This window comes from Kitasatospora sp. NPDC059160, assembly GCF_042755465.1.
GTDB lineage: Bacteria > Actinomycetota > Actinomycetes > Streptomycetales > Streptomycetaceae > Kitasatospora.
The window spans coordinates 18,322-28,614 of sequence record NZ_JBHZCN010000115.1 but is presented as its reverse complement, the minus strand read 5'-3'; the positions used below and the strand labels follow the sequence as shown (position 1 = coordinate 28,614).

Genomic DNA, 10,293 nt, shown 5'->3' with positions numbered 1-10,293 from the left:
TGCCAGCCGGCCCCATTCGTCGTTCGTCAGATCACCCCGCCCCATGCCGGGCACAACGAGCCCGGCATGGAGAAGTCACATGATCCGCCGGACAGGCCCTAGCGGCGGCGCGGCCTGCCGGAGCGGGTGCCGTTCTGGGGGCGGGGGCCGCTGCGGGGCTTGCGGTGGCCGGGGGTCGCGCCCGTCGGGGCGGTGGCGGGCCAGTGGGTGGGGCGGGTGAGGGCGGCCGGGAGGCGGGTGGTGGCGTCGCCGCGGGCGGCGTTGAGCTGGGCCTGGGTGAGGAAGAGGGCGGTGCTGAGGTCGGCGCCGGCGAGGTCGGCGTCGCGGAGGTCGGCGCCGATGAGGTCGGCGAGGCGCAGGTCGGCGCCGGAGAGGTCGGCGGCGACCAGGAGGGCGCCGCGCAGGTTGGCGCCCTGGAGGTCGGCGCCGCGCAGGCGGGCACCGAAGAGGTCGGCGCCGCGGTGCTCACGGCGGCGGGGGACGGCGGCGCGGACGAGTTCGCCGGCCCGCAGCAGGAGCTCGCTGATCCGGCCGCGGTGGGCCGCGACGTCGACGGCGAGGAGTTCCTCGGGGGTGCCGGAGGCGAGGCGGTCGGTCTCCTCCAGGGCCTGCCGCAGTTCGGCGTGGACGGGCCGGGCGGGGGCGAAGGTGAGCGCCTCGGTGAGGTACCAGAGCAGTTCGTGGAGCTGCCGGACGATCGGGAAGACGTCGAACATCGGCTTGGCGGTGGCGGGTTCCTCCCGCCAGCTGACCCCGCCGAAGGTGACCTGGGAGACCCGCTGGCCGGCGCCGAAGCAGTCGTAGACGGTGCAGCCCTGGAAGCCGCTGTCGCGGAGGCGGGCGTGGATCCCGCAGCTGAAGTCCGTCTGCAGGTTGCGGCAGGGGGTACCGGCGGCCTTGTTCACCGCGAAGTCGGCGGTGGCCGCGAAGGGCAGGGCGACGCAGCACAGTCCGAAGCAGCTGCCGCAGTCGGAGCGGAGCGGGGTCGGCGCGGCCGCCGTGGGGTCCTGCGGCGGCTCGGTCTCGCTCACGTCCGGGGTCCTTCCAGCTGCTGGGCGCCGGCGGGAGCCGGCACGTCGAACCCGTCAAGATTACTGGGCAGGCCGCCCTCCGCTTGAGTAAGGTATGCAGGCAAGCAGAGACCATTACATGCGGGGGGATCCGAACGATGCCGCACACGATGCCGCACATGACGCCGGAGTCGACCGTCACCGAGCTGGTCCGGATGTGGATCAGCGGCTGGACCGTCTCCCGGGGCGCCGCCGACCCGGTGGAGCGGCCCTGGGGCTGGAGCATCGACGTCGGTGCGCCGGACCGGGAGGTGGGGCGGTACGTGCTGCCCGAGCCGACCGAGCAGGCCGTCCGCGCGCTCGCCGGGGCGACCACCGCGCCGACCACCTGGCTCAAGCTGTTCGCCGAGGACGGGACGGTACGGCCCTGGCTGGGCCCGCAGTGGCGGCTGGACCAGCCCGGCTTCCTGATGACCACCGCGCTCACCCCCGAGCGGGCGCAGCCGCCGACCGGCTACACCCTGACCACCTGGACCAGGGGCGGCGTGCTGCGCGCCCTGGTGCGCAGCACGGACGGGCACCTCGCCGCCCGCGGCCAGGTGGGCCTGGCCGGCCCGGTCGCCGTACCGGACCAGATCGGCACCGCCCCCGAGCACCGCCGCCGGGGCCTGGGCTCGGTGGTGATGCGGGCCCTGCTGTCCGGCGCGTACGAGGCGGGCGCCCGCACCGGCGTCCTGGTCGGCACGGCGGACGGCCAGGGGCTCTACCGGGCCCTCGGCTGGACCACCCGCGCCCCGATGGCGAGCCTGGTCCTGGAGGCGGAGAAGCCCGAGCGGAGCTGGGTGGACTAGGGCCTGTCCGGGAACGGCAGCAGCTCCGGCCGCTTCGGCGGTCGGCCGTCGCCGGAGGAGCGGCCGGTGAGGCGGCGGCCGATCCAGGGGCCGAGGTGGGTGCCCAGCCAGCGGGCGTCGGAGCGCAGCCGTTCGGCGCGGCCGGGCGGGGCGACGGCGGGCAGCGGGGCGCGCCAGTCGAAGGCGGCCGGGCGGCCGAGGGCCTCCAGGACGCCTTCGGCGACCCGGCGGTGGCCTTCGGGCGAGAGGTGCAGCCGGTCCTCGGCCCAGAGCCGGCGGTCGTCGAAGCAGGGCGCGGAGAACAGGTCGACGACGGCGTAGCCGTCCTGCCGCCCGAGCTCCTGGACGAAGGCCTTCATCCGCAGGATGGCGGGCAGCAGCCGGGCGCCGCCGGCCATCCTGCGGCTGGGGTCGGTACTGGTGAACAGGACGACGGTGGCGCCGGTGGCGCGCAGTTCGGCGGCGCAGCGGCCGAGCAGCCGCTCGACCCGGTCGATGTCGCAGCCGGGGCGCAGCACGTCGTTGAGGCCGCCGGCCAGGGTGACGAGGTCGGCGCCCATCCCGGCGGCGGCGGGGAGCTGTTCGTCGTGGATCTGGCCGATGAGCTTGCCGCGGACGGCGAGGTTGGCGTACCGGAAGCCGTCGGATCCACCCTCGGACCCGCCCTCGGCGGCGAGCGCGGAGGCGACCCGGTCGGCCCAGCCGCGGTAGTGGCCGTCGGGATGGAGGTCGTCGCACATGCCCTCGGTGAAGGAGTCCCCGACGGCGACGTAGCTGGCGTAACTGCGGCTGATGGTGGGCACGGGCTGCTTCCGCTCTCCTGAGTTGGCTCCGCGATCCGACGATCGTACGTGTGCACTTGCCAACCAGTGTCGCGGGGGCCCGGCCGCTCATTCGGCGTCCAGTGTTCGTTTATCGCCCTGCGCCATCCTGGGGCCACGGGGCGGCGGCCGGCGACGGGGGCCTTGCCGCCGCCCCGCTCAGCCCCCGCCCAGCTCAGCCCCCGCCCGGCGCCCGTTCAGCCCCCGACGGCCGCCGCGACACCCGCGCCCGCACCCGCACCCGCGCCCGGAGCCGTGAACCAGTGCTCCCGCACCGCGTCGGTGGGCCGCTGGTCGCCGAGGGCGCCGAGCCCCCACTCCCCCAGGGCCTCGATCACCGGTCGCAGTTCGCGCCCCCGGTCGGTCAGCTCGTACACCGTGGCGTTGGCCGGCCGTTCCAGCCGCCGCCGTTCCGCGAGCCCCTCGCCCTCCAGCTGCTTGAGCCGGGCGGCCAGGATGTCGGTGGAGACCCCGGGCAGGTCGGCGTGCAGGTCGGTGTAGCGGCGCGGGCCGCGCAGGAGTTCACGGACGATCAGGAGGCTCCAGCGCTCCCCCACCGCGTCCAGGGCGCGGGCGACGGCGCAGTACTGGTCGTAGCTTCGGCGTGACATGTGGATCAGCATAGCCAAAGGTTGGACTTTCCAAGTGCCTACTTGGTAGAACAAAGCGGTAGCAGCGGAGCGGTGGTGACGGTCGGGAGGCCGCAGATGGAGTTTCGGCAGTCGAGCAAGCTGAACGACGTGTGCTACGAGATCCGGGGTCCGGTGGTCGACCAGGCCAACGCCCTGGAGGAGGCCGGGCACAGCGTGCTGCGGCTGAACACCGGAAACCCGGCGCCGTTCGGCTTCGAGGCGCCCGAGGAGATCATCCAGGACATCATCCGCAACCTGCCCTCGGCGCACGGCTACAGCGACTCGCGCGGCATCCTGCCGGCCCGCCGCGCCGTGGTGCAGTACTACCAGCAGCGCGGGGTCCAGGGCGTCGGCGTCAACGACGTCTACCTCGGCAACGGCGTCTCCGAGCTGATCCAGATGGCGGTCACCGCCCTGGTGGACGACGGCGACGAGGTGCTCGTCCCGATGCCGGACTACCCGCTGTGGACGGCCTCCGTCCGGCTGGCCGGCGGCAAGGCCGTGCACTACCTGTGCGACGAGGAGGCCGAGTGGTACCCGGACCTCGACGACATCGCCGCCAAGATCACCGCCCGCACCAAGGCGATCGTCGTCATCAACCCCAACAACCCGACCGGCGCGGTCTACCCGAAGGAGCTGCTGGAGGGGATCCTCGACCTGGCCCGCCGCCACCAGCTGATGGTGCTGGCCGACGAGATCTACGACAAGATCCTCTACGACGGCACCGAGCACCACTGCCTGGCCGCGCTCGCCGAGGACGTGCTCACCCTCACCTTCAACGGCCTCTCCAAGGCCTACCGGGTGGCCGGCTTCCGCAGCGGCTGGCTGGTCGTCTCCGGCCCCAAGCAGCACGCCACCGACTACCTGGAGGGCCTGACCATGCTCTCCGGCATGCGGCTGTGCCCCAACGTGCCCGCGCAGTACGCCGTCCAGGCCGCGCTCGGCGGCCACCAGTCGATCAACGACCTGGTCCTGCCGAGCGGCCGGCTCACCGAGCAGCGCGACATCGCGGTCAAGGCGCTCAACGAGATCCCCGGGGTCAGCTGCGTCAAGCCCAAGGGCGCGCTGTACGCCTTCGCCAAGCTCGACCCGGCGGTGCACCGGATCGTCGACGACGAGCGCTTCGTGCTGGACCTGCTGCTGCGCGAGAAGATCCACGTCGTCCAGGGCACCGGCTTCAACTGGCCCCGCCCGGACCACTTCCGCTTCGTCACCCTGCCGCGCGCCGACGACCTGGAGACGGCGATCAACCGGATCGGGCGCTTCCTGGCCACGTACCGGCAGGTCTGAGCCCGTACGCTCACGGACCATGACCGTTCTGCGCTCCGTCGTCCTGTTCGCCCTCGCGGCCGTCGCCGAGATCGGCGGCTGCTGGCTGGTCTGGCAGAGCGTGCGGGAGCAACGGCCGTGGTGGCTGGCCGGGTTGGGCGTGGTGGCGCTGGGCGTGTACGGCTTCGTGGCGGCGCGGCAGCCGGACGCCGAGTTCGGCCGGGTGCTGGCCGCCTACGGCGGGGTGTTCGTGGCCGGCTCGCTGCTGTGGGGCATGGCCGTGGACGGCTTCCGGCCGACCCGCTACGACGTGCTGGGCGCGCTGATCTGCCTGGCCGGGGTCGGCGTGATCATGTACGGGCCCCGGCGCTGAGGGCTTCGCTCCTCGACACCGGGGCCCGGCAGGGGGGGTTCGGGGACTACCAGCCCCAGCCGCCGCCCTGGCCGTCGTCGTCGCTGTTGGAGTCCCAGCCCTCGCCGACCTTGCGCAGGATCGTGTAGTGGTCGATCTGGGTGCCGTTCTCGGCCAGCGCGGTGACCTTCATGGACGACTTCTGGCCCAGGCGGGCCGGGGTGACGTCGACCTTGATGAAGGAGTAGCCGGTGTAGCGGACCCGCGACCACTGGATGGTCTCGGGGGTCTTCACCCGGCCCTTGCTCCAGTAGTAGCTCTGCACCTCGTCCTGGTGGTTCTCGTGGCCCTCGTAGGTGTCCGGGGTCGCGAAGTTGTACAGGCTGCGGCCGGCCGCGCCCGCGGTCACGTAGACCACGCCGTCCTTGACCGGCTCGATGGTGGCGCCGCTCGGCACCTGCTTCGAGACCTTGTTGCCGAGGATGGCGTCGGTGCGCTCGTAGATGTGGTTGTGGCCGTTGATGACCAGGTCCACCCGGTACTTCTCGAACAGCGGCACCCAGGCCTCGCGGACGCCGCCCTCGGAGGCGTGGGCGACGGTGGTGGAGAAGGCGCAGTGGTGGAAGAAGACCACGACGAAGTCGACGGTCTCGTCGTTGCGCAGGTCCTTGAGGGTGCGCTCCAGCCACTTGGTCTGCTTGTTCGCCGAGATGCCCAGGTTGGCCGGGATCTCGTAGGAGACGTCGTTGGCGTCCAGCGAGATGACGCCGACGTTCTTGTACCGGAAGGTGTAGACGCCGGGGACCTGGCGCGGGTCCGGGCCGTTGTCCGGCAGGAAGAAGCGGGCGTTCTCGCCGCCGTAGCCGTTCGGCGAGTACCAGGCCTCGATGTCGTGGTTGCCGTACGCGACCATCCACGGGATGTCGGCGGCGACGGTCTCGGTCTGGACCAGGAAGTCGTCCCAGGTCTTGGCGTTGAAGACGGACTTGTCCGGGTCGGTGCCGGAACCGGCCGGGTCGGCGTAGCAGATGTCGCCGGCGTGCAGGTGGAAGGCCGGCTTCTGGGCCTTGATGATGTTGTCGTTGCCGGCCGCGTGGGCGCTGACGCCCTGGTCGCCGAAGGCGGTGAAGGTGAACGGCTCGTACACCTTGCCCCAGCGGTGGTCGCGGGAGGGCGCGGTGCGGAAGGTGTGCAGGGTGGAGATCTGCTGCTGCGAGGCCGGGTCGAAGCCCTCGTGGCCGACGCCGTAGTAGTAGGTGGTGTCGGGCTGGAGGTCCTCCAGCGCCACGTGCAGGTAGTACTGGTCCACCGGCTTGCCGGTCGGGGTCAGCGCCGGGGTGTGCAGCGCGCGGACCTCGGCCTGGATCTTGTGGCTCAGCTCCCACGGGTGCTTGCCGAAGCGCAGGAACGGCTTCCTGACCGGCGCCGGGACCTGCCAGGAGATGCGGAACTGGGTGTCCGGCTCGGCGCCGAACTGGAGGTGACGCCCGACCGGCGCGACCAGCGCACCGTCGATGCCGGCCGTCGTGGCACCCGTCAGGAGCTGGGGGCTCGCCGGGGCGGCGAAGGCCGGCGCGCTGCCCAGGGCACCGCCGACGGCGACCGCGCCCACGGTGACGGCACCGGCGCGCAGCATCCGGCGGCGGGAGAAACGGGCCCGCAGGTACTCGTGCTGCTCGGCCATGCTCATGCGGTCGGCAAGCTTGGCCGGCACGCCCATGTTGGGGATATCCATGCGCGGGACTCTGTCAGCGGCGCGTTGACCGCGCACGGACTTCCGGTGAACGGGGGTCAGCGCATCGGCCACTCGAACACCAACGTTCGACCATGGTTAGGCAAAGAGCATGTCCACATCGAAGTGATGTCGGATCATCGGCCCCGGCCGGGCGGGTGGTTCGGGGGACGGCGGCCCAGGACGGTGGCTCAGGAGGACGGCTCAGGACGGCGGCTCAGGAGGACGGTTCGTCCCAGAGGTTCGCCGACCGGTTGCCGGTGCCGTCGCAGGTGCGGCAGATCTCGTCCCGGTACGCCTGCTTGGCGCCGGTCGCGTCCACCCGGTAGCGCACGTACACCCCGGTGCCGTCGCAGAGGAAGCAGTTGCCGCCCCCGCCGCCCACCTCGGTGGTGCCGGTGCCCTGGCAGGTACGGCAGTTGAGGCCGGCGGTCCGGCCGGTGCCCGCGCAGATGCGGCAGACCGTCGTCATCGTCTTCCTCCCGTTGCGCGGAACGGCTCGACGCCACCGGTCATGGTAGTGGGCCGACCCCGGAGCCGTGCCGGGACGTCGATCTGACGGTCCGTCAGCACCTCGCGGTCCCCGCGGTCACTCCGGCAGGCCCTCGCGGACCCGACGGGAGACCGAGATCAGCTGGAGGTCGAGCAGCCCGGGCGGCTCGGCGACGCCGGGGCCGCCCGCCCGCACCCAGGCGGCGATGTCGTCGATCATCTCGTCCATCAGCACGAAGCCGAACCAGACCGGACGCGCCCCCGCCGCCCGCCCCTCGCTGGACGGGCCGACCACCACCACGTTGGACTGGGAGCAGACGTCCAGGCACTTCGACCCCCGGACCCGGCCCGCCGAGCCGACCGCCGTCCGCAGCCGCTCGAACTGGCCCGCGTGGTCCACCTCGGGGTGCTTGGTCAGGCTGCCGCAGCAGCAGTCGCGGCAGACGGTGACGGTCACCGGGGCACCGGTGCCCCGCTTGCCGTCGCGGTCGCGGTCACGGTCGCGCTCTCGGCGGCTCATCCCCGCTGATCCCCCTCCTGGTCGGCGGCCCGGTTCGACGGCACGCTCTGCACCGGAACTGTACCTGTCAGCCCACCGGGCATCGAGACCGCCCGGGGCCCCGGGAGACCCGGAACACGCACCAGGTGAACCGAATTCCCTTCCCGCACGTATCGGCGGCAATTCCGAAACGCGGTGGAGCGGAATTCGAAATGGCACCCGGTGTCATCTGACGGGATTTCCGGAAATTCCGCCGTCACCTATGGACGGCCGCGAAACCTGGAAGTAACTTACCTGCGAGTAGTACGAGTAGTAGCTGTGGCCCGGCTCAGCACGACCCCCCACCCGTCGTTTCTCTCCCCCAGGAGGAACCGTGCTCCGCCCTGCCCGGAATTCCCGGCGACTCCGCAATTCCAGCGCCCTCGCGGCCGTCGCCGTCGGCGCCGCCCTCGCGCTCACCTCCACCGCCGCCCAGGCGGCCACCCCCGCGCCGAAGCACTACGTGGCCCTCGGCGACTCCTACGCCGCCGGCGCCGGCGTCCCCGGCCAGTCGGCCGGCCTGTGCCTGCGCTCCGACCACAACTACGGCCACCTGGTCGCCGCCTCGCTCAAGGCGGGCGCGTACACCGACGTCACCTGCGCGGCCGCCAAGGTCAAGGCCATGACGCAGCCCCAGTACGACGCCTTCATCCGGGTCAACGACCCGCAGCTGGACTCGGTGACCGCCGACACCGACCTGGTCACCCTCGGGATCGGCGGCAACGACCTCGCCGCCAGCGACCTCGGCCTCGGCGAACTCGTCGCCACCTGCATCGCCGGCGCGGTCGTCAACCCGCTCGGCACGCCCTGCAAGGACGTCTACCACCACGGCTACTTCGACTGGCGGACGTGGTCCTGGCAGTACGGCGACGACGACCTGGCCGAGCGGATCACCGGCACCATCGCCCCCCAGATCGCCACCACCCTCCGGCAGATCCACGCCAAGGCCCCCAAGGCCCGGGTACTGCTGGTCGGTTACCCGTCCGTGCTGCCCGCCGACGGCTCGACCTGCGTCCTGCGCCAGCCGGTGACCCCCGGCGACGTGGAGTACATGCACGGCGTGCTCGACAAGCTGAACACCGCCCTCAAGTCCACCGCGGCCGCCAACGGCGCGACGTACGTGGACACCGCGACGCCGACCCGCGGGCACGACGTCTGCTCGGACGACCGCTGGATCGAGGGCGCCCTGCCCGGCTCGCCCGCCGTACCGTTCCACCCCAACGCCACCGGCGAGAAGGTGATGGCGGACGCGGTGCTCGCCGCGCTCAAGTAATCCGCCCGTCCGTCGTGGAGAGCCACGAGGGGCCGGTGACCAGGGTCTGGTCACCGGCCCCTCGGGCCGTCCTCGGCCCGTCTGCGGGCGGCGCGCTACTCGGCGTCGGCCGCGGAGCCCGCCGCCAGCCCCGCCGACCACTTCTCCTCGACCCGGCCGAACTTCCAGAACGCGATCGCCCCGGCCCAGGTCAGCACGAACAGGCCGACGATCGCGTAGCCGACGAAGTTGAGGTCCAGCCCGCCGATCCAGGCGATCGGCCCGCTGGTGATGTCCAGCTTCTCGCCGAGCAGGCCGATCAGCTCGACCAGGCCGATGACCAGCGCGACCAGCACCGACAGGCCGGTGACCGTCAGGTTGTAGTAGATCTTGCGGACCGGCTTGGAGAACGCCCACTCGTAGGCGAAGTTCATGAACGAGCCGTCGATGGTGTCCAGCAGGCTCATCCCGGCCGCGAACAGGATCGGCAGCGTCAGCAGCGCGTACCAGGGCAGCGAGAACGCCGCCGCGCCGCCGGCCAGCACCAGCAGGGACACCTCGGTCGCGGTGTCGAAGCCCAGGCCGAACAGCAGGCCCACCGGGTACATGTGCCAGGGCTTGGTGACCGCCCGGGTGACCTTGCCGAGGATCCGGTTCATCAGCCCGCGGCGCTCCAACTGGCGCTCCAGCTCCGCCTCGTCGTACTCGCCGACGCGCATCCGGCGGAACACCTTGAGGATGCCGTTGAAGGCGCCCAGGTTGATCAGGCCGAGCAGCAGCAGGAAGCTGCCGGAGACCGCGGTGCCGATCAGACCCGTCATCTTGTGCAGGGTCGAGTCGTCCGCCTGGACCTGGTCCGCGAGCGTGCGGATGCCGAAGGCCAGCAGCGCGCAGAGGCCGAAGACGATCGAGGAGTGCCCGAGCGAGAACCAGAAGCCGACCGACAGCGGCCGCTTGCCCTGGCCCATCAGCTTGCGGGTGGTGTTGTCGATCGCCGCGATGTGGTCCGCGTCGAAGGCGTGCCGCATCCCCAGGGTGTAGGCGGTCAGGCCCATGCCCGCGCCGAAGACCTGGCCGCCGACGTCGTAGTGCTCGGGCGCCACCAGCGCGAGCAGGGTGAACCAGCCGATGACGTGCAGCGCGAGGATGAAGCCGCCCATCCCGGCCAGCCGGATCCACTCCTCGCGGGTGAGCCGGTCGCGCCATCGGACGGCTGGGGCACCTGCCGGGGCGGCTGTGGCGGCGCTGGGCATCGTGTGGTCCTTCTTTCGGGCGGTCCGGACTCGGGCGGTCCGGAGAAAGCTGGGCCATCTTTCCCCCCTCCGGCGAGCAGTTGCAAGTCAT

10 protein-coding genes and 1 pseudogene are annotated in these 10,293 nt (G+C 72.0%); 4 read left to right on the top strand and 7 right to left on the bottom strand.

Annotation, left to right across the window (positions count from 1 at the left end; genetic code table 11):
* Positions 1-98 precede the first annotated feature (98 nt).
* A complete protein-coding gene (locus tag ACFXOZ_RS35150) occupies positions 99-1,031 on the bottom strand; it encodes a pentapeptide repeat-containing protein (RefSeq protein ID WP_380533140.1) in 933 nt (310 codons plus the stop codon).
* Positions 1,032-1,189: 158 nt separating this feature from the next.
* On the opposite strand from ACFXOZ_RS35150, the gene ACFXOZ_RS35145 reads away from it, so the two are divergent.
* The gene (locus tag ACFXOZ_RS35145) at positions 1,190-1,861 is read left to right on the top strand and encodes a GNAT family N-acetyltransferase (RefSeq protein WP_380533137.1); all 672 of its coding nucleotides are present in this window, start codon (positions 1,190-1,192) and stop codon (positions 1,859-1,861) included.
* On the opposite strand, the gene ACFXOZ_RS35140 is transcribed toward ACFXOZ_RS35145, so the two are convergent.
* Both ACFXOZ_RS35140 and ACFXOZ_RS35135 read right to left on the bottom strand, forming a co-directional pair.
* A complete protein-coding gene (locus tag ACFXOZ_RS35140; RefSeq protein ID WP_380529515.1) occupies positions 1,858-2,664 on the bottom strand; it encodes an SGNH/GDSL hydrolase family protein in 807 nt (268 codons plus the stop codon). The two genes, ACFXOZ_RS35145 and ACFXOZ_RS35140, sit on opposite strands and share 4 nt — an antisense overlap.
* Positions 2,665-2,909: 245 nt before the next feature.
* Positions 2,910-3,293: pseudogene (locus ACFXOZ_RS35135) on the bottom strand (winged helix-turn-helix transcriptional regulator); the annotation flags it as partial.
* A 96-nt stretch (positions 3,294-3,389) separates the two neighbouring features.
* Here ACFXOZ_RS35135 and ACFXOZ_RS35130 point away from each other — a divergent pair.
* A complete protein-coding gene (locus ACFXOZ_RS35130; protein WP_380529517.1) occupies positions 3,390-4,604 on the top strand; it encodes a pyridoxal phosphate-dependent aminotransferase in 1,215 nt (404 codons plus the stop codon).
* Between the two features lie 19 nt (positions 4,605-4,623).
* On the top strand, positions 4,624-4,956 hold the full coding sequence (locus tag ACFXOZ_RS35125) for a YnfA family protein (protein WP_375890263.1): 333 nt from the start codon (positions 4,624-4,626) through the stop codon (positions 4,954-4,956).
* A gap of 46 nt (positions 4,957-5,002) precedes the next feature.
* On the opposite strand, the gene ACFXOZ_RS35120 is transcribed toward ACFXOZ_RS35125, so the two are convergent.
* The 3 genes from ACFXOZ_RS35120 to ACFXOZ_RS35110 all read right to left on the bottom strand — a co-directional run bounded on the left by ACFXOZ_RS35120 (position 5,003) and on the right by ACFXOZ_RS35110 (position 7,679).
* Positions 5,003-6,670, bottom strand: a complete 1,668-nt coding sequence (locus ACFXOZ_RS35120) for a fibronectin type III domain-containing protein (protein ID WP_380593980.1) — start codon at positions 6,668-6,670, stop codon at positions 5,003-5,005.
* A gap of 214 nt (positions 6,671-6,884) precedes the next feature.
* Entirely contained in the window at positions 6,885-7,139 is a 255-nt protein-coding gene (locus ACFXOZ_RS35115; RefSeq protein WP_350510191.1) for a hypothetical protein, read from the bottom strand.
* Positions 7,140-7,256: 117 nt separating this feature from the next.
* Complete coding sequence (locus tag ACFXOZ_RS35110; protein WP_375890259.1) at positions 7,257-7,679, bottom strand: (2Fe-2S) ferredoxin domain-containing protein; 423 nt, start codon at positions 7,677-7,679, stop codon at positions 7,257-7,259.
* Positions 7,680-8,031: 352 nt separating this feature from the next.
* Between ACFXOZ_RS35110 and ACFXOZ_RS35105 the strand changes: the two genes are divergently transcribed.
* Positions 8,032-8,970, top strand: coding sequence for an SGNH/GDSL hydrolase family protein (locus ACFXOZ_RS35105; RefSeq protein ID WP_380593978.1), 939 nt, complete (start codon positions 8,032-8,034; stop codon positions 8,968-8,970).
* Positions 8,971-9,065: 95 nt separating this feature from the next.
* Here the strand turns inward: ACFXOZ_RS35105 and ACFXOZ_RS35100 are convergent, their stop codons facing one another.
* Positions 9,066-10,202: a HoxN/HupN/NixA family nickel/cobalt transporter gene (locus ACFXOZ_RS35100; RefSeq protein ID WP_375890255.1), complete on the bottom strand. Its 1,137-nt coding sequence runs from the start codon at positions 10,200-10,202 to the stop codon at positions 9,066-9,068.
* Positions 10,203-10,293 lie beyond the last annotated feature (91 nt).